Source organism: Vibrio mediterranei (assembly GCF_900088415.1).
In the GTDB taxonomy this organism is placed as follows: Bacteria; Pseudomonadota; Gammaproteobacteria; order Enterobacterales; family Vibrionaceae; genus Vibrio; species Vibrio mediterranei.
The window spans coordinates 902,352-923,258 of sequence record NZ_FLLQ01000001.1 but is presented as its reverse complement, the minus strand read 5'-3'; the positions used below and the strand labels follow the sequence as shown (position 1 = coordinate 923,258).

General features: G+C 44.7%; 21 protein-coding genes. 13 read left to right on the top strand and 8 right to left on the bottom strand.

Annotated features, from left to right (window positions below; genetic code table 11):
• The first annotated feature begins 1 nt into the window (after nt 1).
• The 4 genes from VME0621_RS04145 (at nt 2) to VME0621_RS04130 (ending at nt 2,696) form a co-directional block, all read left to right on the top strand.
• Nucleotides 2-1,021, top strand: a complete 1,020-nt coding sequence (locus VME0621_RS04145; protein ID WP_062455975.1) for a LacI family DNA-binding transcriptional regulator — start codon at nt 2-4, stop codon at nt 1,019-1,021.
• A 171-nt stretch (nt 1,022-1,192) separates the two neighbouring features.
• Nucleotides 1,193-1,549: a hypothetical protein gene (locus VME0621_RS04140; protein ID WP_006070829.1), complete on the top strand. Its 357-nt coding sequence runs from the start codon at nt 1,193-1,195 to the stop codon at nt 1,547-1,549.
• A 3-nt stretch (nt 1,550-1,552) separates the two neighbouring features.
• The gene (locus tag VME0621_RS04135) at nt 1,553-1,903 is read left to right on the top strand and encodes a GlpM family protein (protein ID WP_062455971.1); all 351 of its coding nucleotides are present in this window, start codon (nt 1,553-1,555) and stop codon (nt 1,901-1,903) included.
• Between the two features lie 100 nt (nt 1,904-2,003).
• Nucleotides 2,004-2,696 carry a DNA alkylation repair protein gene (locus VME0621_RS04130; protein ID WP_062455969.1) on the top strand — a complete coding sequence of 231 codons (693 nt, stop codon included), beginning with the start codon at nt 2,004-2,006 and terminating at the stop codon, nt 2,694-2,696.
• A 24-nt stretch (nt 2,697-2,720) separates the two neighbouring features.
• On the opposite strand, the gene VME0621_RS04125 is transcribed toward VME0621_RS04130, so the two are convergent.
• The 3 genes from VME0621_RS04125 to VME0621_RS04115 form a co-directional block, all read right to left on the bottom strand.
• A complete protein-coding gene (locus VME0621_RS04125; RefSeq protein WP_062455966.1) occupies nt 2,721-3,305 on the bottom strand; it encodes a GNAT family N-acetyltransferase in 585 nt (194 codons plus the stop codon).
• A gap of 69 nt (nt 3,306-3,374) precedes the next feature.
• A complete protein-coding gene (locus tag VME0621_RS04120; RefSeq protein WP_062455962.1) occupies nt 3,375-4,214 on the bottom strand; it encodes a helix-turn-helix domain-containing protein in 840 nt (279 codons plus the stop codon).
• Nucleotides 4,215-4,717: 503 nt separating this feature from the next.
• Nucleotides 4,718-5,602, bottom strand: coding sequence for a LysR family transcriptional regulator (locus VME0621_RS04115; protein WP_062455959.1), 885 nt, complete (start codon nt 5,600-5,602; stop codon nt 4,718-4,720).
• Between the two features lie 150 nt (nt 5,603-5,752).
• On the opposite strand from VME0621_RS04115, the gene VME0621_RS04110 reads away from it, so the two are divergent.
• Nucleotides 5,753-6,766 carry a linear amide C-N hydrolase gene (locus tag VME0621_RS04110; protein WP_062455956.1) on the top strand — a complete coding sequence of 338 codons (1,014 nt, stop codon included), beginning with the start codon at nt 5,753-5,755 and terminating at the stop codon, nt 6,764-6,766.
• A gap of 772 nt (nt 6,767-7,538) precedes the next feature.
• Here the strand turns inward: VME0621_RS04110 and VME0621_RS04105 are convergent.
• The 4 genes from VME0621_RS04105 to phnW form a co-directional block, all read right to left on the bottom strand.
• Nucleotides 7,539-9,047 carry a DUF3360 domain-containing protein gene (locus tag VME0621_RS04105; RefSeq protein ID WP_062455953.1) on the bottom strand — a complete coding sequence of 503 codons (1,509 nt, stop codon included), beginning with the start codon at nt 9,045-9,047 and terminating at the stop codon, nt 7,539-7,541.
• Between the two features lie 441 nt (nt 9,048-9,488).
• Entirely contained in the window at nt 9,489-10,307 is an 819-nt protein-coding gene (gene phnX / locus VME0621_RS04100) for a phosphonoacetaldehyde hydrolase (RefSeq protein WP_062455951.1), read from the bottom strand.
• A complete protein-coding gene (locus VME0621_RS04095) occupies nt 10,300-11,673 on the bottom strand; it encodes an aspartate aminotransferase family protein (RefSeq protein ID WP_062455949.1) in 1,374 nt (457 codons plus the stop codon). The genes phnX and VME0621_RS04095 overlap by 8 nt, the downstream gene beginning before the upstream one ends.
• A complete protein-coding gene (gene phnW, locus VME0621_RS04090) occupies nt 11,673-12,776 on the bottom strand; it encodes a 2-aminoethylphosphonate--pyruvate transaminase (RefSeq protein ID WP_062455946.1) in 1,104 nt (367 codons plus the stop codon). The genes VME0621_RS04095 and phnW overlap by 1 nt, the downstream gene beginning before the upstream one ends.
• A gap of 221 nt (nt 12,777-12,997) precedes the next feature.
• Here phnW and VME0621_RS04085 point away from each other — a divergent pair, with 221 nt between their 5' ends.
• From VME0621_RS04085 to VME0621_RS04055, 7 genes are all read left to right on the top strand, one after another.
• Nucleotides 12,998-14,008, top strand: a complete 1,011-nt coding sequence (locus VME0621_RS04085) for a putative 2-aminoethylphosphonate ABC transporter substrate-binding protein (protein ID WP_062455943.1) — start codon at nt 12,998-13,000, stop codon at nt 14,006-14,008.
• 201 nt (nt 14,009-14,209) lie between these two features.
• Complete coding sequence (locus VME0621_RS04080; RefSeq protein ID WP_062455940.1) at nt 14,210-15,316, top strand: putative 2-aminoethylphosphonate ABC transporter ATP-binding protein; 1,107 nt, start codon at nt 14,210-14,212, stop codon at nt 15,314-15,316.
• A gap of 45 nt (nt 15,317-15,361) precedes the next feature.
• Nucleotides 15,362-17,065 (top strand): putative 2-aminoethylphosphonate ABC transporter permease subunit, encoded by a 1,704-nt coding sequence (locus VME0621_RS04075; RefSeq protein WP_062456546.1) that lies wholly within the window; start codon nt 15,362-15,364, stop codon nt 17,063-17,065.
• Nucleotides 17,066-17,092: 27 nt separating this feature from the next.
• Nucleotides 17,093-17,797 carry a phosphonate utilization transcriptional regulator PhnR gene (gene phnR / locus VME0621_RS04070; protein ID WP_006069272.1) on the top strand — a complete coding sequence of 235 codons (705 nt, stop codon included), beginning with the start codon at nt 17,093-17,095 and terminating at the stop codon, nt 17,795-17,797.
• 65 nt (nt 17,798-17,862) lie between these two features.
• Nucleotides 17,863-18,762 (top strand): EamA family transporter, encoded by a 900-nt coding sequence (locus VME0621_RS04065; RefSeq protein WP_062455937.1) that lies wholly within the window; start codon nt 17,863-17,865, stop codon nt 18,760-18,762.
• Nucleotides 18,696-19,361 carry a GNAT family N-acetyltransferase gene (locus tag VME0621_RS04060; RefSeq protein ID WP_082795454.1) on the top strand — a complete coding sequence of 222 codons (666 nt, stop codon included), beginning with the start codon at nt 18,696-18,698 and terminating at the stop codon, nt 19,359-19,361. The genes VME0621_RS04065 and VME0621_RS04060 overlap by 67 nt, the downstream gene beginning before the upstream one ends.
• Nucleotides 19,362-19,487: 126 nt before the next feature.
• On the top strand, nt 19,488-19,796 hold the full coding sequence (locus VME0621_RS04055; protein ID WP_062455931.1) for a hypothetical protein: 309 nt from the start codon (nt 19,488-19,490) through the stop codon (nt 19,794-19,796).
• A 65-nt stretch (nt 19,797-19,861) separates the two neighbouring features.
• Here the strand turns inward: VME0621_RS04055 and VME0621_RS26060 are convergent, their stop codons facing one another.
• Complete coding sequence (locus VME0621_RS26060; RefSeq protein WP_062455928.1) at nt 19,862-20,743, bottom strand: DoxX family protein; 882 nt, start codon at nt 20,741-20,743, stop codon at nt 19,862-19,864.
• Between VME0621_RS26060 and VME0621_RS26510 the strand changes: the two genes are divergently transcribed.
• Nucleotides 20,722-20,886: a hypothetical protein gene (locus VME0621_RS26510; protein WP_156750258.1), complete on the top strand. Its 165-nt coding sequence runs from the start codon at nt 20,722-20,724 to the stop codon at nt 20,884-20,886. The genes VME0621_RS26060 and VME0621_RS26510 overlap by 22 nt on opposite strands.
• The last annotated feature ends 21 nt before the right edge of the window (nt 20,887-20,907 follow it).

Genomic DNA, 20,907 nt, shown 5'->3' with positions numbered 1-20,907 from the left:
TATGTCGATAAAAAAACTAGCAGAACATTTAGGGCTCTCTAAATCTACCGTTTCGCGGGCGTTAAATGGATACAACGATGTAAACCCAGAGACTCGACAAAAGGTGTTGGCTGCGGCAAAAGAGATAGGCTATAAACCTAACCCAACAGCGAAGCGTCTCGCATCTGGTAAATCAAGAAACGTTGGTATCATTCTACCGGCTAACTCGCGGATGTTCGTTTCACCCGCTTTCTCAAAAGTATTGGCGGGAGCTTCAGCATTTCTTGCTCGTCATGATTACCAACTGATCGTAACAACGATTGCTGATTGCCAAGATGAGAATAAGGTCTACTCAGATTTCATTGAAAGTGGCCTGATCGATGGTATTTTTATTGTTCGTACACGCAGCAATGATGAACGTATTGCCATGCTAAAACAGAAGCAGTTTCCTTATATCTGTCATGGTTACGATATCGGCTTTGAGGAAGATTGCTTTGTCGACGTTGACAATGAACATGCCTTTTATCAAATGACAAAACGTCAGCTAGAGCATGGACATACGCGTATTGCTTTCCTAGACGCGCCTATTGAATTGACGCTCTCTCAAGCTCGTAAGCGAGGGTATGTTAAGGCTATGGAAGAGGCCGGTCTATGTGCAGATGACCGTTTATTGCTCAACGGTGAACTGAACGAAGAAGACGCGATCAAGATGGCAAAAGAAGTATTGTCATTAGCTCATCGCCCAACGGCGATCTTGTGTGCTGATGACACCATGGCGTTAGGTACTATAGCTGCTTGTGAGGAGCTTGGTTATCAGCCTGGTGTCGATATTGCGATTGCCGGCTATGGTGACTATGAGCACAGTCGTTACAGTAAACCTTCCATCACAACCTTGCATTACGATACGCATAGTGTGGGCGAAGAAATGGCCAAACTGATGCTTAATCGTTTGGAGAACAAGGGTTTTGAGATTCAAAACTGGTTCGAAGCGGAAATTGTGTCTCGTCAATCTGACAAAATCACAAACAAGTCATTAACCTAATCCAAACTGGGCAGCCTACAGCTTAAACAATGGTAGGCTGCCTCATTAATGCTACGATTGTTTGCATGTTTTACCATCGGCTGAGAATTCACCTCTACCTATTCCTCGCTAGTCTTTACCATCCGCTCTAACCTGATGCTTGTTATGACCGACAATCATGGATCGCAAGCAATGAACTTAATCGTCAACGTGCACAAAGGTGTTCGCAAACTCGGCTTTGAGTGGGCTACTCGTCAAGCATGGAAGTGTGGAATGAAAGCCAACTTGGTGAATCGAGTGATTGGTGTTGCTCGTGGGCAAGTGGTGTGCGTGATAGATGGCGCACGAGCCGAACTCTCTACCGAGTTGAATAACCCTCACCACCATGAAGAGAAGCAAGGGCGATATGTGTTTGTTGGTGGAGTAGTGTGGGAGCCAAACGACCTGCTAGCTCCAGCTTTCCCGGAATTTATGTTTATGCATGTTCGCAACTTAGGCAGTAAGCATAAATACATGACCGACGACGAGCTATTCTTCAATTTGGCTTAACCAATGATCGCCTTGTTTATTAAGTGCTTGATTGGATCTCTAGCGGTTTTGCTTATTGCGATTCTTTCGAAAAGTAAAAGTTTCTATATCGCTGGGCTAGTGCCTCTGTTTCCTAGCTTTGCGCTTATTGCCCATTACATCGTGGCTACTGAGCGCAACATGGAAGCGCTTCGTATGACGGCACTGTTTGGGATCTATTCATTACTCCCGTATGCCGCCTACCTATTGGCTGTGTACTATTTTAGTTACTTCTTGACTCTAACTGGGACTTTACTTTCTGCTGTTATGGTATGGGTTCTTTTCGCAACCATTTTATTGGGAGTGTGGAACAGAACCATGGTGGTTGCGGCTTAATAGAGGTGGTCTTTAGTCATAGGGGTAGTGTACGCTCTAGACAGCTTTTTTCCTCAGATTGGTAGATGGTTGAATAATTCGTAGGAGGAGTGTTGAAGATATGCACCCATGGAATCAAACAGTAAAAGCAGCATTAGAACCATTGGCAAACGCTGAAAACGCCAGCTTTATGAAAGCCTACATGCGTGACCAGTATACCTTCTATGGTATTCAGTCTACACCGCGAAGAGCAGCTTTAAAGACGTTATTTACCAAGAGCCAACTTCCTTCTTTGGATGAGCTTTCAGGTGTGATTGATGAGCTATGGTTGCAGCCCGAGCGAGAGTTCCAAATGGTCGCAGTTGACTTGCTTATCAAACTCAAAACTCAATTACCGTTAGCGATGTTAAAGGACTTAGAGCACTGGTTAACCACGAAGTCATGGTGGGACAGTGTCGATATGCTAGCAACACATATTTTGGCGAGTTATTTTGTTCGCTTTCCCGAAGAAACTGCGCAAGTCATAGGGAATTGGCGGCAGTCGGAAAATATCTGGTTGCGACGTTCAACGCTCCTCTATCAGTTAAAATTCAAGCAAAATACCGATAGAGCTTTGCTTTTTGAATTGATCCGAGAAAACCAATCAGATAAAGAGTTCTTCATCCAAAAGGCAATAGGTTGGGCATTACGAGAATATTCAAAAACCGATGCGGAATCTGTCGTGCGATTTATAGAAACAGAACGAATTGAAGGGATAGCGAAGCGAGAAGGGCTGAAGTGGTTAAAGAGTAAGCAGCTTATTCGAACACTTTAACCACTCCATATGCTACAGGAACGTTTAGGTACGTTTTAAGTACTGTTGTTTCGTCATGCCATAAAACAACTTAGAGTCAAAACCTAACGTGGTTTTGTAATAATCAGCGTGCTCGCCCTCTCTGACATAGCCACACTTTTCTAGCGTTTTGTATGAGCCAACATTTGAACCGTAACAGTCGGCACAGACTTTATGACTGTTAAGCTCATTGAACGCTAACTCAGTCATAAGTTGACATGCACGAGTAGCAATACCTTGTCCCCAAGCGAGCCTTGGAAGTTGATATCCTACCTCGCGGTTGCCCTCTAAGAACATAACTTGAGTTATGGCAGTCATCCCCATGTATTGTCCTTGATGGTCTCGAATGACAAACGTTGGGTTATCGGGCCAGCGCTGCTCTTCGAGTGCTTTTTCAGTATCTTCAACAATGGGAGCAAAAAATCCTTGGTATAAGGCTTCGTCTGCTGGGGCAAAGAATAGATATTGATTTACTTTCTCGTCGTCAAACATCTTGAAGATATCGACGAGATCCTTTTGTTGGATCAATTGGATAGATAGCGTTTCATTAAACGGTACTGGCTCGCCGTGTTTTAATTTTGAATATGACATTGTTTACCTCGTTATTTGCGGACCATGTTAATGAACTTTTCCAAAAACGAATTGTACTTTTGCGACAAATTACGTCTCAAAGTCGCCATAGATGTCTATAGTAAGGTCGCGCTGATTCAGGTAGCGATTCGGTGTTCGTTTGATCTGCTGTTTGAGTTGTTTTATGAGGTGTGATTGGTCGCTAAAACCAAATCGTTGAGAAAATGCAGCCCAATTAACAGACTCTGATTCTCGGTACAGTGCGAGCACCATCTGTTCCAGTTTTAGCATTGATTGGTATTTCTTAATACTGAGCCCCATAATTTGGCGAAAGTGCCGTTCAAGCGTGCGCCGAGTGCTATTACAATCTCGCGCCAGTTGGTCGACATTTAGCTCGCTGGCTTCATCACTACTTAGTTGGTTAGCGATAACGGAGAGAGCCTGAGAAACTAATGAATGGGCTTTGTCTTGTTGATAGCTTATTCCTAAATATTCAAGCTGCTTTTCTATACAACTGACGACTTCTTGTTGAGATATACAGTCGAGTAACGACGCTTGAAATGACTTGTCAAAGCGTAAGGCTAACCAATCGTACCAGCCACATTGATTTAGTATTTCAGAAGATTGTGGATTGAGTAAATAAAGTGCGTCAGGTTGAAAGGTGATGCCAATGCGCTTTAAAGGAGCAATATCATCCATTAGCAACAAGTGTTCGGAGGCCGAGAGTAAATGACTACCTTGCCCACTCATTACCTGTTCGCCATTGTCATAATGGTAATGCTGCTCCGGTGGCGTAAATAGCAGGTGAGCCCTCGGGTTCGGGATCAATTGTGGAGGCGAACTAATTATCTCGTTAGGTTTAACCTCTAGATACCAAACTTGATGAATTAACCATTCGTACCCTTCAAGGGACTGCTTCCAAGTGATCATTGATACCGTATTGTTGATTTAGGGGCTTTGGGTTAATTGTAATTTAATTTGTGGGGAGCTGGTATGGGTATGTGTTGTAGTGCTGCGAGTGGCACTCTCATTAGTGATAAAGATTGCTAATATTTCAGTAGGCTGGCTCAAGCTTATTTTTGGACAGAAATGCTCTACATCCCTTCACTTCTAACATGCCTCCTATAGCCGTCATCCTCACGAAAGTGAGGATCTCCTACCGCGTGTAGGTGACTGAAAATTGCCGACTAAGTCACGTAATTTGGCTGCGGGACGCGCTGAATGAGATCCCCTTTTTCAAGGGGATGACTGTAATTTTTGGGGATGCTGTGAACACGAAAAGGGGCATTTCTGTGTTACAGCCCCCCGCTTCCGCACGTCTTTAGATAAAATCTTCAGAGAGCTATCACTGAGATTAAAAAACTTGGATACCTTTTAGTATCGGAAAAAAGTTCAGCAAGGACCATTAACTCACTGAAACAGAGTGCCTCAGTTCACTCAATGATTTCCGTTAAGTGCATAACCCTCTCGATAAACACGTCTGCCGCTATACTTAACTGGTTCTCATTTGGGTAGTAGAGCATGGCATGCCAACTGACAGGTGTTGAGCCTTCGGTATAGAATTCATTCAAAACCCCTTCATCAATGAGTTTGCTGGCTTTGAAGTTTGGTATTCGTGCCCAACCGGCACCGGCTTTAAGCATGGACAACACCTCGTCAAAACCTGTGCATGAGATTGTGTTGTCACTGAGTATGTATCGTTTTTCATGTCCGAAGTCGTAAACAAACTGAGGAACAATTTGAGTCATGTCATTTTGCTCTTCTTGTGTAAGCACAGCACCTGCAGAAACAAGTCTTGATGATGCCACTTCTGTTGTTGGGAAATTAAAAGCAACCATTTCTTGAACATCTTCAATTTGTGATAGTGGTGAAAAAACTAATGCAACTTCCGCTTGTCCGGACGTAATCCAATCAATCACTTGACTTGTATCCCCACTTTTTACTACCAGGTCGATACTCGGAAACTCCGATAACACATCCAAATAGCATTGAGTAATAGGCTCAGAAGATAGGTAGTTATCAATTGCGACTGTAAATGAGTTTGGTAGCTGTTGGTCAAAACTGGCTAGCTGAGCATTTAGCTTTTCACTGTCCAGTATGATTCGTTTAGCGTAACGATAGAGTTTTTTACCTTCTTCTGTGAGCTGTAACTGTCTGATTTGGCGCTCAAATAGCAATACACTACAGCTGTCTTCCATCATACCAACAAGGCGCGCCACCACTTGGCTACTCTTGCCCAATTTGATGGCTGCAGCTTTAAAGCTACCTGCTTCAACGGTTGCAACAAACGCCTGCAACTGTGCCAGTGAATAATCCATACCGCTCTCCCGAAAGATTTCGCCTATAAACACCATTACATTGCTTAATAGCGTTATATGATAAACCAAACGTTGTGAATAATAGCACCCAACTTCAGGACTTAACAGCATCGGAACGCTGCAAACTAACTCTCTGTAATGAGGCTTATCATGAAAAAGACACTACTAACTATCGCAACAACTGCTGCACTCACTGCTGGTCTAACTGCCACGGCTAACGCATGTTCATACTCAACTTTCGAAGTTGATGGAAACGTATACGTTTCTCGTTCAATGGAAGCTCCAGATTTCATGGGTGAGCACCTAGTAACTGTTCCTCGCGGTTATGAAATCAACGGTAAAACTGGTGATTACGGTTTCGTTGGTATGCGTCATGAAGATACTGAGTGGATTTCATCAGGTTTGAACGAACACGGTCTAAACATTGAATCACTTGCACTACTTGAATCAGAATATGCTGAAGAAGGTAAAGGCGACATCAACTACTTAGAAGTTGTTGGTCACGTACTGGCTAACGCGAAATCAGTAGACGATGCGGTTGAGTTACTTAAGAAAACTAAAGTTGAAACCACCACAATAAAAGTGGCTCACGACCTAACGGTAGGCATGCATTTCGCGATTCGTGACAAAGAAAGTGCAATTGTGGTTGAGTACATTGATGGTTCGGGCTACCCAGCTATCTATGAAAATGAGCTAGGTGTGATGGCGAATGACCCTCGATTCCCAGTTCAAGTAGAAGAAGCGAAAAAGCACATACAAACTGTGGCAGCACGTGATGAAAACACGCTTGATGTATGGAACAAGTTAGACTCAAGTGTAACAGGGCGCTTCTCTCACCTAGCTGCTATCAACTATGAGTACACAAACCGTGGCGCAGATTCAGACGAACGTAATAACGGTATTGGCCGCGCATTCTCAATCTTAAACGCGATGGAAATTGTACCAAGCACTATGTACTGGCTATGGGTATCACCAGATTCGCAAATGATTGGTTACGGTAACGTAGTTGATTTCACTAACAACGATTACTACTATCGGACTGTGAACAACCCAGATATTCGTAAAGTTGACCTAGACAAGATCGATTTCGGTACAGTTGAGTACTCCGCTCAAGATATCTACAAGCAAGTACCAACATTTACAGACGTAACGATGGCTAAGTGACAACAAAGCTACGATACACAAGTAAATAATGAGATTACCTCGCATTGACTCACCCCAGAGACTCTGCGGGGTATTTTGTCATTATTAGCTTTATAAAGTATGTCTGCCGCCTTACGTGATGGTCAGATACTCGTATACTCGTCCTGATCAAAAGAAGACGCACTTGGGTTGTATCATGGCGCGTTCAAAAACGTTTTTCGTCAAAACACCAACAACCAATGTGAATAAATCAATATGGAATCTGGAACCTCCGAGATTTATATGGCTGATACGACATATGTGAGGTGTAATAACTTCATACCAAGCTACTGCTTTTAGGAAGTTAATGGTATTGGTGCATCAGATATCAGAAAAAGTTAGTCAAGTACTCGTCCCAAAAAGCATGACAAAAAATGCTCTAGCAAACTTCGGGGCAAAAATAAGCTAGCTTCGTCAGCCAGCTTGTGGAGCGGACCACATGATTCAGTGGGCGTTGTCAGTAGATTCCTGCCTTCGCAGGAAAGACCGGATTTGGATTTGGGTTATCGATACAGAAAGGGGCAAAAATAAGCCAGCCTCGTCAGACTGCTCGTGGAGTAGACCATATTATTTAGTGGGCGTTGTCAGTAGATTCCTGCCTTCGCAGGAATGACCGTATTTGGACTTGAATATTTGATGGCAAGTAGCATCGACAAGGGAATAAACGGTTTAGAACCACTGAACTAAACCGTTTCTATCAGGTTAGAAAAAGTACCTTCAAACTATTCTCCCGTATAGAGAGCTTATCTAAAGGTTAACGAAAGCTTGGGATAATCGCAGGTATCCCTGGTAGAAGACCAACCAACGCCATCACACTACTTAGCACAATAAACATAACTCCAGGTAGCACCCAACGGCTCATTTTACTTAGTTCACCGCTACGTTCTTTACAGCCGACTAAGCCTAAGTTATCTAACAGCATGGTCAGAGACCAGCCAAATGCTGGGTTAACTAGTGCGGAAGAAAATACAACGATAGCCGCCGATTGCGTGGTTTTCCCTTCACGAGTCATTTCCATTCCTGCTTCTAGCAGTGGAACAAACACTCCAACAACTAACGCAACGCAAAGTACAGGTTGCCATATAGCTAAATCCATAGGGTAGCCCCAAACTGCCGCTATGATGCAGAACAGTGCTGTCAGCAAGGCACCGGCAGGAATAGGGCGTTTAGCTATAGCGGCCGGCACGATATAAGTGCCCCATGAAGAAGTAAAATTAGTACCACCGAGCAGAGAGCCGAATGTTTGACGAATTGAAGCCGTGGTCATGGTATCGTCAATGTTCATATGGACTTTTTCTGTACGGTCTGGATAGCTGATTTTTTGAAACACTTGATGCCCTAAAAAATCTGGCGACCACATGGCCACTGCTAAAATAGCAAAGGGCAGTACCACCATGAAATGTTCAATTGTGGGTAAGCCGAGCATCCAGCCAGTATCCTCTCCCCACCAATACATAGGGTTCATATTGGGTAACCCTGGCTCGGTTTGAAAAGAAAACGGGGCACCCATGGCAAAAGCTAACGAACCACCTAACAAGCAACTAAGAGGAACGGCTAGCCAACGCTTACGAAAATGTTCCAATAAAGCATACAAAATAATAGTGCAGAAGATCACGACAAACGCAATATGACTCATGCCTATTCCCTCAGCCCAAGCAAACAGTTTTTTAACTTGAGAAACGGTTCCAACAAAGCCAAGGTAGAGTAATAAACCGCCACACACACCTTTACTCGTGAGACTTGCCAACATACTGCCGCCTTTACTGATGGCTAAGATTAAGCCAAAAGCGCCAATCAGTAACCCAAAAGCCATAGGATGCCCGCCTGCTGCGACGACAATAGGAATTAAAGGGATTAGTGGGCCGTGTGTGCCTGCGAGATTAGCAGTCGGTAATAAGAATCCTGAGAAAAGAATAATGAAAACAGATGCAATGAGTAATTCATAACGAACATTTTCCAAAACAAAGCCTTCATTTAGCCCAAGCGCTCCAGCAAAGGTGGCTGCAATGGCGCCCACCATAACTACTTTACCAATCGTCGCCGCCATAGCTGGGATGGTGTCTTCGAGCTCAAATCGATAATCTTTAAACGGCAGATTGGCGCGCCAGCGTTTGGGTGCCATGATTTGTAATTCATGCTCTAAATATTGTTCTCGGGTATCAAATTTCGATCTTGGTTTATGTTGTTGTTCATAAGTTAGTTCATCCTCGTTGACCTGAGGCTTATCTACTCGTATATGCACGGACTCTATAGTACTGCTCATTTTGATTCCTTTCGCTCACACTCTAAGGTGTGTTTTTCCAACCAACGTTATTTATTCACTGTACGAAGACTACGCGAGTAGTTGTTTACATGTTTTCTGCTACAAAGACTCGAGAACTCTTTTTGTGACGCCTGAAAATCAGTTGTTAGTACCTTATACCAATCAAAAAAAAACAAATAGTCTCAGACAGTTAGACATTAGTCGTAGAGTGCGGTTGCTAGTATTAGCTTTGTTGTGGAATTCGATAGGGTCGAATCAGTAACTTACGATCAGAACGATTACTTCAGTTGAACAACGCAATCCCACGTCGAAATATCGTTACAAAACATCGCACTGCGAACAGAACGCAAAAAACCGCAGCTAGGCTGCGGGTTTTTGCGTTCAAATGCTCGATAAGCCAAAGGAGCTTAGCGCGCTTCTTGTACTGTCGAAATGTCGTCGTTAAGGACGTTCGCCAGCAGCAAGACGTTTTTCGATATCCGCTACGACGTCTGGGAGGTCGGCGATGGTATCGATGAGGTAGTGCGGTGATGCTTTGCCAAGTTTCGTGCGAGCGCGCTCACGAGCTGCATTAAGAGTGGCGTGATCCGCGGATTGGTATTCGTCAAACGTTAAGCCTGCTTCGTTGCCTGATAACAGCAGGCCAACGGTCCACATTCCCGCATTATGACCTTCTTCGATGCCCGGCGCAGCGTCATCGACTTTCACACAAGCACCAACACAGCCAACACCAAGCTCAATAACGTTTTTCAGTGCCATAAATGGTGCAGGACGGCCACCTTGAGGGAGATCATCTGTGGCAACCACATAATCCGGCTTGTAGCCATAGTCCGCAGCGACAGGAATAAGTGCATCCATGACCTCTCTCGGGTAACCAGAGCAAGAGCCAATCTTGATTCCTTTATCTTTGAATGAATTCACCACCTCAACGGCATTAAGAATCGGCTCGGCATGATCGGCGACTTTGGCTTTTTGCAAAGGCATGAAAGCAGCGTAAATAGCGTCTACATCTGAATCACTCATCTCTTTGCCGAATTGCGCAACCCAGCGCACTTTTACATCTGGTAATTGGCCGACCGCTTTAATGTGGTCCCATTTACCAATGCCCATAGGCTCACGAGCTTCGGCAAGCGTAATATCGAAGTCGAAACCTTGTTTAAATGCTTCCACGAAAATACTCGTTGGTGCAAATGAACCAAAGTCCACGATAGTTCCTGCCCAGTCGAATACAATGGCTTGAATTGGAGATGAATTAGACATAGTTGAAATCCTTACATACTTTAGTGATTGCTTGCTCGAAAATATCGAGTGCGGTCGTCAGCTCTTCACGAGTAATAACGAGGGGGGGACTAAGCTGAATAACGTTGCCTTGCGACACCTTAAAACTCAGTCCGTGGTTCAGACATTGGTAAAGAACTTGTTCTGCCTCATCGAATGCGCGTGCTTTAGTGACATAACTCTTCACTAATTCCACACCCCAGAGTAGACCAATACCGCGTACGTCACCAATGACTGGATACTGTTGCTTCATCGTTTCTAGGCGAGCTTTGACATACTCACTGTCACGACGTGTTTTTTCTAAAAGATTCTCTTGTTCAATGGCTTCCATGGTAGCCAGTGCCGCCGCGCAGCCAAGCGCACTTTTCTCGTGGGTATAGTGACCCAGAGAAATCTCTGCAGCGATGTTGTATTTTTCTTTGGTTACCATGGCGGCGATAGGCACCAAACCACCACCGAAACCTTTACCAATGCATAAAATATCCGGTTCGATATCAAAGGCTTGATAGGTGAACCACTCGCCGCTTCGGCCCATACCGTTTGGGATGTCGTCGATAATCAACAGTACATTATGCTTGTCACATATTTCGCGTACGCGTTGCCAGTAGGCTTTACTTGGCACTTGAACATCGGTATTGCGAACACCTTCAGCAATAAAGGCACCTATGCCGCCCTCTTTCTCGATAACGTATTCTAGATAATCTGCATAATGTACATCGCTGCCATCTTGAGAAGGTAAGGCACCTCGGTAGGACACGGCGGGTGGAATACGCTCAACACCTGCCATCAAAGGCCCCATACCTTCACGAAAGCAGGCTTCACCTCCGACAGAAATGGCGTCCAGTGACGCACCATGGAAAGAATCCCATAATGAAACTACTTTGTGGCTGCCGGTAATGTAGCGTGCTAACTTAAGTGCCATGCCAACAACGGAAGTGCCTCCAGGCGCAAATAACACACGGCTCAAATCTCCACCGCAAATCTGCGTTAGTTTTTCTGCACATTGCACCGCCGTTTCGTTGGTAAAGCGACGTGGCGAAAACGGTAACGAGTGCATCTGCTCGGTTACTCGTTTAATCACATGAGGATGACCATAGCCGAGTTGGTGAACATTGTTGCCATGAAAATCCATATAGCGCTTACCGCGGGTATCTTGAATGTAGATACCTTCAGCTGCTTCTAAAGAATCCAAGCAAGGCGTGGACATTGATTGATGCAGAAACACATCCGAGTCACGTTTAAGCAGTGCTTGAGTCGCTTGGTCTTGAATGTTCTGATTCCACTCGTGGCGAGCGGGCGTATTATTCACGTCCCCCTCGCTGCGTAAATGGGTCGCTTGCTCTGGCATTATGCTACCTCCCAGTACATTGCCTTTTTGATGGCAATGATAAGGCGCTCAATATCTTCAGGGTGTACGTCGCCAATGTTACCGATACGGAAACAGTCCGCGTTGGAAACTTTGCCTGGGTAAATTACAAACCCTTGCTGTTTTAGACGGTCGTAGAACTCTTTGAACTGATAATCACTGTGCTCTGGCGAGTAGAATGAAGTGATAATCGGTGAGTGCAAATCGTCGTTAAGAAGTGTGCGAAAGCCTAGCGAACGCATGCCTTCAACCAGCGTTTTCTGATTGGTAAAGTAACGTTGATGACGAGCGGGAATCCCACCTTCTTGTTCCAGTTCAATTAATGCTTGATAGAAGGCGCGCACAGTATGAGTTGGCGAAGTGAAGCGCCACTTGCCGTGGTTAACTTCCATACATTGCCATTGGTCATAAAGATCGAGACTGAGAGAGCGGGCCTGACCTTTACATTTCTCAAGATCTGTTTGCTTGGCAATAACAAACCCAAAGCCAGGAACACCTTGGATGCATTTATTGGCAGAGCTGATCATAAAGTCGATACCCAACTCACCAATATCCATTGGAATACCACCAAAGCTCGACATCGCGTCTAGAATGACCACTTTGCTATGTTGTTTTGCCAACGATGCAATTTGCTTAATAGGGTTCAGCATGCCTGTCGTAGTTTCGCAGTGTACGATGGCAACGTGAGTAATCGTGTCATCTTGCTTGAGCAGCGTATCAATAGCATCAATATTTGGTTGGTTAACCTCGCCAGGATCAACTACTTGGGTTGCGATATTGAGATAGCTTGCAATCTGGGCGATACGCGCACCGTATGCGCCATTGTCGATGACAAGCAACTTTCCGTCTTTACTGATGGCACTGCCAATAGTTGCCTCTACCGATGCAGTACCACTACCTTGCATTAAAACGCTGGTATAACCGTGATGGGAAGTCGCTAACTGGGTCAGCTTGGCACGAATGACTTCGACGACATCTTTATTGTATTCATCGTCCCACGTACACCAGTCTTTAAGCATCGCTTGACGCACCGTTTCTGATGTAGACAAAGGACCTGGAGTTAACAGCAAATAATCGTTCTTCATGTTATTTCTCTATTTGGACTATACCAATTTGTTTTGATTAATCTAACAGCGATAATTAGGGGAAGTAAACGGCACAACTTAAGGTTTCATAAAACTTTCACACTCGCTCTCCTTGCCAATCAAAGTTTCTTTAAACTGCCATTATTCGTTCATTTAATCGTCATAATTGGAATTTAACGTTTAGCGCACAAACTGGTACAGACCAAATCTAACTGGAGAGAATGATGAAAAACCGTTTGATGAAGGGAACACTAGCGACACTGGTTTCTCTACTAGCGACAAATGCACTAGCAGCAACAGAAGTCACGGTGTATACCGCTTTCGAAACTGACATTCTGGCGAAATATAAGAATGCGTTTGAGAAAGAAAATCCGGATGTAAAAATCAAATGGGTTCGAGATTCAACGGGCATCATGACGGCCAAACTTCTTGCTGAAAAAAACAATCCGCATGCCGAAGTTGTGTGGGGATTAGCAGGCTCTTCTATGGCATTGCTTAAAGAAGAGGGGATTCTTAAGCCTTATACTCCAAAAGGTGCAGATGAGCTAAATGCCAGTTTGAATGACCCACAATCTAATCAAGCTTGGTTTGGCAATGATGCATTTTTCAATGCTGTGTGTTTTAACGAAGCGGTGGCAAAGCAACTCAACCTACCTAAGCCACAGTCATGGGAAGATTTAACCAAACCAGAGTACAAAGGTCATATTGCCATGCCTAATCCTGCTTCATCAGGAACAGGTTATATGCAAGTCTCAGCTTGGCTACAAAACATGGGTGAGGACCAAGCATGGGATTACATGAAAAAACTCGATAACAACATGGCACATTACACGCACTCTGGTTCAAAGCCTTGCGTTCAAGCTGCGATGGGTGAGGTGGCAATCGGTATTTCGATGGCTGTGCGTGGTGCGAAGCTCAAGAATCAAGGTGCGCCTCTCGCGGTTATCACACCTAAAGGTATTGGTTGGGAATCAGAGGCTGTGGGTTTGGTGAAAGAGTCTGAGGCGGCGAAGCGTGTTGTTGACTGGTCAGTGTCAAAAGCGGCGAACGAACTCTACGTTGAATCCTACCCAGTGGTTGCTCATAAAGACGTGAAAGCAGTGGTCTCGAACTACCCTGAAGTTGAAGGTGCGATGGCTGAGATGGATTTTGCGAAAATGGGTGCCGATCGTGCTGATATCTTAAAAACATGGTCGAAAAAGTTTGATGGAAAGTCAGAGCCTAAATCCTAATTTTAAAGAAATAAAATAACTGGGAATTGGTAGATTATAAGCTATTGAGGGAGATTGTTATTGATCTTCCTCTTGTCATTTCTGCTCTCCAATCACACCAGAAAAGCCAATCATTAAACTGCAATCAACCTGCTACAAAACTGTCATCCCAATGAAATATACCAGATTTAAATTTGGTATATACCATTTGGAGAGTAAACGATGTCAGTATCCAAACCTTATCTAGAAATCAACAATGTGGTGAAGCAATTTGGTCAGTTCACGGCATTAAAGCACATTTCCTTGTCCATTAATAAAGGCGAGTTCGTCTGTTTCCTCGGCCCTTCTGGCTGCGGTAAAACGACGTTGCTTCGCGCTATTGCAGGTTTGGATCTTCCAACCTCAGGAGAAATCCATCAAGCGGATGAGGCGATTACGTTTTTACCACCAGAGAAGCGTGATTTTGGCATTGTGTTCCAGTCATACGCGTTGTTTCCAAATCTGACGGTACAAGAGAACATTGCTATCGGTCTTAAGAACCAAGGGATGTCGAACAAAGAGGCGCTTGAAAAAGTAGAGCACTGGTTAGAAATGATCGGCTTGCCAACCTCGGGAGAGAAGTTTCCTAACCAACTATCAGGTGGTCAACAACAGCGTGTGGCTCTGGCTCGTGCATTGGCGTTGTCTCCGGGTCTGCTGCTTCTGGATGAGCCGCTCTCTGCATTGGATGCGAAAGTGCGTACTCACCTGCGAGATGAAATTTGTCAGATGCAACGCAAACTTGGTATCACCACCATTATGGTGACTCATGACCAAGAAGAGGCGCTATCTATGGCTGACCGCATTGTGGTGATGAACCACGGTGTGATTGAGCAGGTTGGAACGCCACAAGAGGTGTATGAGCAACCTGCGACTCGATTTGTCGCTGATTTTGTTGGCAGTATGAATTTTATCGAAGCATCGGTGCCATCTGCTAACACTATGCGCGTGGCTGAGTCGATGCTGCGTTTGCCTGCGTTAGACAATATGACTCTAAAGCATGGCGATATATTTGATTTAGCCGTGCGACCGGAGAGTCTGCACTTTGTCGAGCACGCTTCGAACGCTATTCCTGTCAGAGTGTTATCCAAGGAATTTCAAGGGTCTTACTATCGCGTCGAAGTAGCAATGCAACATGCACCAATGGCCAACGCTCTATATGCGGACGTACCCGTGAAACAGGCGAATGAACTTAATCTGCGCCGTAATGATATTTGCTATGTTGCGTTTTCTGAAAGTGGTTTGCTGGGCTATCCATCGCTAAGTGCAACGTTAGAGTCGGCGGCTTAAGGGACAGACATGCAAGCATCTTCAACCTTGACGACAGGCGGGTCTATGAAACAACGAATTGCACAGTTGGCAACGCAAAAAGCGAGCTCAACAATGAGCAAAGACAATATTGTTTTGTTTGGTCTTCTGACGTTCCTTTTTGTGGCGATGACACTGTTTATCTTGATGCCTCTTTGGGCCATGATGAAAAAGAGTGTCCAAAACAGCGACGGTGAGTTTGTTGGTCTACAAAACTTTGCCACCTATTTTGCTACCGACAGTTTATGGTATTCACTAAGTAATACCTTTACCCTTGGTCTGATTGTGACCGTTGTAGTGGGCTTTTTGGCGTTTGGGTATGCGTTCGCATTAACGCGCTCTTGCATGCCCTTTAAAGGCGTGTTTCAACTGATGGGCACGGCTCCAATATTAGCGCCTTCTCTGCTGCCTGCTATCAGTTTGATTTTTCTGTTTGGTAATCAGGGCGTCGCAAAAGAGTTGCTGCATGGGCATTCAGTCTATGGCTTAGTTGGCATTTCTCTAGGCTTGATATTTTGGACATTCCCTCACGCCTTGATGATTCTCAACACCTCTTTACGCACCTCAGATGCTAGGCTTTACGAAGCGGCTCGAGCTCTTAAAACCTCTCCGTTCAAGACCTTCTTTATGGTGACGTTACCTGCTGCAAAGTACGGTTTGATCAGTACGTTAATCGTCGTTTTTACGCTGGTGGTGTGTGACTTTGGTGTGCCTAAGGTCATTGGTGGCAGTTACAACGTGCTGGCTACGGATATATTCAAGCAAGTTGTGGGGCAGCAAAACTTCTCCATGGGGGCGGTTACCAGTATCTTACTTCTGCTTCCTGCGGTATTGGCCTTTGTGGTTGATCGCTGGGTACAAAAAAAGCAAAAGAGCATGTTGGACAGTCGTTCCGTGCCTTATCAACCATCCCCTAATAAACTGCGAGATTCGGTGTGCTTCGTTTATTGCCTGGTTATTTCCCTCGCGGTTCTAGCGGTACTTGGTATGGCGGTTTATGGCTCGCTCGTGACGTTTTGGCCTTGGAACAAGGCGCTGACGCTAAATAACTATAACTTTGCTGAGATGAGCACCTATGGGTGGAGTCCGTACTTTAATTCGCTGAAACTGGCGACGTGGACGGCGATTATTGGTTCTGTAGTTATCTTTGTCGGTGCTTACTGTATTGAAAAAGGTCGTGCCTTCGCTCCCGTTCGTCAAGCGATGCAAATGATGAGTGTGATTCCCATGGCGGTACCTGGACTCGTACTCGGCTTGGGATATATCTTCTATTTTAACGATGCCAACAACCCGTTGGGTGTCATGTACGGTACGATGGCGTTTCTGGTGATTAATACCATTGTCCATTATTACACGGTTGGACACATGACAGCTTTGACAGCTCTGAAGCAGTTACCGGCAGAGATTGAAGCCACCGCTGCTTCGGTTAAACTCCCACAATATAAGCTGTTTTTCAAAGTTTCGCTGCCTTGCTGTTTACCAGCGGTATTAGATATAGCGATATATTTATTTATCAATGCTTTAACAACCACATCGGCAGTAGTATTCTTGTATTCAACCAACACCATTCCGGCATCAGTAGCGGTGCTGAATATGGACGATGCAGGGCAGACGGGCAGTGCTGCGGCAATGGCAGTGATGATCATGCTATCGGCAGCGGTGGCAAAACTTACCCATATGTTTGTTGGAAAGCTGTTTGAAGGTCGAACTCAAGCGTGGCGCAAGCGCTAATAACAATGATTGAATTAAGGATGCGGTGTGCAATACGTAAAAATTAAAGACGCTATCGTTGAGCAAATAGACTCAGGAATGCTCACACCAAGACAAAAATTGCCAGCAGAAAGAAAGTTAGCAGAGTCTTTTGACACGACTCGTGTAACGCTGCGTGAAGCGTTGTCACTACTTGAGTCGGAAGGTCGTATTTATCGCGAAGATAGGCGCGGCTGGTTTATCTCACCAGAACCACTGCGTTATGATCCTACTCAAACATTGAACTTTACCAATATGGCGAAAAGTCAAAATCGAACGCCAAAAACTGAGCTGTTGTCAGCCAAAGCGATGTTAGCCACTAAGCAAGCAGCAGAGCTTTTACATTTGCCGCCGTTCTCCGATATTTATCGAGTAGATCGCGTTCGTTATTTAGAAGATCGCCCAGTCGTGTTCGTGACAAACTTTATTCGGACGGAACCATTTGCGAACTTGTTAGAGTTTGATATGGAAAACTCCTCTTTGACGGATATCTATCGCGACGAGTATGGCGTTACCTACAGTAAGGTGAAATACCGAGTCAGCACTACTTCGCTTCTTGGTGACATCGCGCAAGCATTACGTGCGACTTCTGGCACTCCGGCTATGATGGTTGAGCGCATTAATTACAACCAACACGGTGAGTTGATTGATTGCGATATTGAATACTGGCGACACGATGCCATCAATATAGAATCTATTGCTCAGCTCGATTGATACCCTTCTGCTCATCCCTTTTGACGTCTCGAGAGGGGTGACTTTCATGTTTGTTGGTGCCCACTTTGACTCTCTATGCCGCTTTTCTTGTTATTTTTTCTGCACTGCTCCACGCGGGGTGGAATATTCTTGGAAAATCGAATACTGGCTCTGGGTATTCGTTTACTTTAGGCGCGTCTATTGCTCCACTTATTTTACTATCGCCGTATATAATCTGGTGCATTTCGGTGATTGGTTTTGACAGTCTTGACGGTTACTTTTGGCTTCTGGTCACGCTAAGTGGAATCGGGCAGGCTATCTACCTGATTGGTTTAATCAAGGCTTATGATGCCGGTGACATTGGTGTAATTTATCCTATCGCGCGAGCCTTACCAGTTCTGATGGTTGGGATCGGGACCGTATTCATAGGCCAATCGCTGTCCCCCAATGCATGGATAGGGTTTGTGGTCTTAACATTGGGTTGTTTGTTGATCCCAATGCGACACATCAAAGACTTAAGGCTTGGCTCTTATTTAAATTTAGGTGTGTTCTGGTCATGTATTGCCGCAATCGGCACAACTATTTACTCCATCATCGACAAGCAGGCACTAACATGGCTACAGCTTGAAACTAGCGGACTAACCAAAGTTCAAGTAGCTATTTTCTACCTAGGTGTGCAGTTTGCTGCGATTGCGTTTGTTTTGGTAGCTTGGTTATTAGCGACTAATAAACGCAGTGAGTTAGCGCTAACTTGGCAGCATCGCTATCGTTCGTCTATCGCAGGGATTATGATGGGACTGACCTATGGCATTGTGCTGTATGCAATGACTATGGTCGATAACGTTAGTTATGTGGTTGCTATGCGTCAGGTGAGTATCGTCTTTGGGCTCCTGATGGGCATCTGGTTTCTCAATGAGAAATGGCTGTATACTCGAGGTATTGGGGTTACGCTAGTACTGGTTGGGCTGGTGGTTGCTTTGACTTAATGAAGTTGATGCTGAGGTTATCGAATCAGATGGCGACTTACCGACGAGACTTCCTACTATTGAATGAGTTTGGAGATACCATGACTTTTGAAACGCTGCTTGATACAGCTCGAATTCAACTTGATCACATTACCAGTAATGATGCAGGCTTCTTTGTTAAGTTGATGAACAGTGAAGGATGGCTCAAAAACATAGGTGATCGCAATGTTCGTACGTCAGATCAAGCTCAAGAGTATCTAACCAACGGTTTCATCAAAGCCTATCAAGAATTGGGCTTTGGGTATTACGTTGTGCGCCTCAAATCATGTTCAACACCAATAGGAATCTGTGGTTTCTTAAAGAAACCTGACCTGAGTTACCCAGATTTCGGCTACGCGTTCTTGCCCTGCTATCAAGGTAAAGGGTATGCGCATGAGGCTTGTAGCGAATTACTGACTTTTGCTATTGATGCTTTCCAACTTCCAGTGATTGACGCGGTATCACTGCCACAAAATTCACCTAGTATACGATTACTCGAAAAGCTGGGATTTCAATACATCGGCTTACATCAAACTAATAGCGATAGCCCTCTTTCTTTATATCGCCTGAGCATAAAGTGATTATGATCGACAGTATCGAAAGTCCCCGAAAGACTCAATTTGATCCAATACATGTTATCTACCGATCAGATAGTGTAGACTCGGCGTTCGAGCTAAGCATCTGATAAAAATGGAATTGAGTAGTACATGCAATTGGAACAAATTGAAGAAATTATCGAATTCACGGATACGGATCACCTTAGTCAGGCAATGGAAGTGTTCAATGAACAAGGATTAGTCAGTCAGGAATTATTGCCCTTTCTTAATGTAGTATTCGATAAAGCGCCAGAGAAACTTTGCCATAAGCTATCCCGTATCGGTTTCAAAGGCCAACCAGCTATCATTTCAACATCAAGCGCTTGTGATTCTGCTGTAACTCAGTTTTTTATCTTTAACGCGAGTATTCTCAGTGTGTCGGATGTTCTCAATCAGACAGAAAAACCTACGGTGAAGTAGCTATATGCGATTGAAAGCGGGCAATGAGGATTGCCCGCTTTTTTAGTTACTCAGTTTGGTATAGGTTAAACCAAATATTCCGGCAAACTAATGGAGTTTTGCCCCAGCTTTTTTCTAAGCAAGTAATCAACAGACAATTTCCCTCCGCCTGCTAACATGAATATCCCAGATACGAAGATCCACATTGCAGGGAATTCCCAGCCACCCGTGGGTAGTACCCATACATACCCCACTGAATAGTGGCCGCCCAAGCCTACAGATACAAATAAGTAGACTGCCGAACCAAACCCTGCGAGGCGTGTGAACAGGCCAAAGGACAGCATAATCGCCAAAGATATCTCAATGATTCCTGCAAGAATGACAAAGGCCTGAGGGAAGGGGAGGCCAATGCTGCCAAAGTAATCGGTAAATACGGCAAATGGATTACCTCCGACTAACAAGTGACCAGTGAAATGGGCAATAAACATAAGTCCTACATATATTCTGACTAATGTCATGCCCCACGCGTAGTGGTCTGGTTTTCCTATTGTCGATTGAGTTTGCGACAGTCTGGTTCTCCAAGGAAGGGCGATAAGTTGTAGGGCCAATAAGACGAACAACAGGGTGCTGGTTAGCTCAATGTTTGGGATACCTGGGCCTGTCTCTGCCACCATCAGAGGATCAAGTGACGACAATGTGGAAATATCGATTGATTCAAGGTGAATGGTTGAAAATATTCTTCCTAAAGTGAGCTGTGCAAACAAAGCACCTATCAAACCAAAAAAGTTAACCTGTCCTTTGTTATAGGTTTTAAGTAAGGAAGCGATAAGAACGGCAATAAATAGGCCTGTGGAGGTAGAGACCCAACTACCTAGTCCGTTGTCCACAACGGCTTTGACAGAGAGTATTACCGTGAAAGTGGCGGCAATGAGGGTGAGTAGTCGTAATGTCTTATCAAAAGTGTTCATCTTTTTCTCCTCAAAGCAAAGCCAATAAAGGCGATGTTGACTTTGCTGAATATCGAATTTGGCTTTTTCAGAATGGTACAGAGCTTGTCGGACTGCTAATGCGTATGCCGTGGCGCATTAACACGCCACGGCAAGGTTGGTAAGGCAAGGGGGAGAAAAGCCTA

Coding starts and splice junctions, on each gene's coding strand:
- VME0621_RS04145 (WP_062455975.1), top strand. CDS start 2: ATGTCGATAAAAAAACTAGCAGAACATTTAGGGCTCTCTAAATCTACC.
- VME0621_RS04140 (WP_006070829.1), top strand. CDS start 1,193: ATGAACTTAATCGTCAACGTGCACAAAGGTGTTCGCAAACTCGGCTTT.
- VME0621_RS04135 (WP_062455971.1), top strand. CDS start 1,553: ATGATCGCCTTGTTTATTAAGTGCTTGATTGGATCTCTAGCGGTTTTG.
- VME0621_RS04130 (WP_062455969.1), top strand. CDS start 2,004: ATGCACCCATGGAATCAAACAGTAAAAGCAGCATTAGAACCATTGGCA.
- VME0621_RS04125 (WP_062455966.1), bottom strand. CDS start 3,305: ATGTCATATTCAAAATTAAAACACGGCGAGCCAGTACCGTTTAATGAA.
- VME0621_RS04120 (WP_062455962.1), bottom strand. CDS start 4,214: ATGATCACTTGGAAGCAGTCCCTTGAAGGGTACGAATGGTTAATTCAT.
- VME0621_RS04115 (WP_062455959.1), bottom strand. CDS start 5,602: ATGGATTATTCACTGGCACAGTTGCAGGCGTTTGTTGCAACCGTTGAA.
- VME0621_RS04110 (WP_062455956.1), top strand. CDS start 5,753: ATGAAAAAGACACTACTAACTATCGCAACAACTGCTGCACTCACTGCT.
- VME0621_RS04105 (WP_062455953.1), bottom strand. CDS start 9,047: ATGAGCAGTACTATAGAGTCCGTGCATATACGAGTAGATAAGCCTCAG.
- phnX (WP_062455951.1), bottom strand. CDS start 10,307: ATGTCTAATTCATCTCCAATTCAAGCCATTGTATTCGACTGGGCAGGA.
- VME0621_RS04095 (WP_062455949.1), bottom strand. CDS start 11,673: ATGCCAGAGCAAGCGACCCATTTACGCAGCGAGGGGGACGTGAATAAT.
- phnW (WP_062455946.1), bottom strand. CDS start 12,776: ATGAAGAACGATTATTTGCTGTTAACTCCAGGTCCTTTGTCTACATCA.
- VME0621_RS04085 (WP_062455943.1), top strand. CDS start 12,998: ATGATGAAAAACCGTTTGATGAAGGGAACACTAGCGACACTGGTTTCT.
- VME0621_RS04080 (WP_062455940.1), top strand. CDS start 14,210: ATGTCAGTATCCAAACCTTATCTAGAAATCAACAATGTGGTGAAGCAA.
- VME0621_RS04075 (WP_062456546.1), top strand. CDS start 15,362: ATGAAACAACGAATTGCACAGTTGGCAACGCAAAAAGCGAGCTCAACA.
- VME0621_RS04060 (WP_082795454.1), top strand. CDS start 18,696: ATGGCTGTATACTCGAGGTATTGGGGTTACGCTAGTACTGGTTGGGCT.
- VME0621_RS04055 (WP_062455931.1), top strand. CDS start 19,488: ATGCAATTGGAACAAATTGAAGAAATTATCGAATTCACGGATACGGAT.
- VME0621_RS26510 (WP_156750258.1), top strand. CDS start 20,722: ATGTCTTATCAAAAGTGTTCATCTTTTTCTCCTCAAAGCAAAGCCAAT.
- VME0621_RS26060 (WP_062455928.1), bottom strand. CDS start 20,743: ATGAACACTTTTGATAAGACATTACGACTACTCACCCTCATTGCCGCC.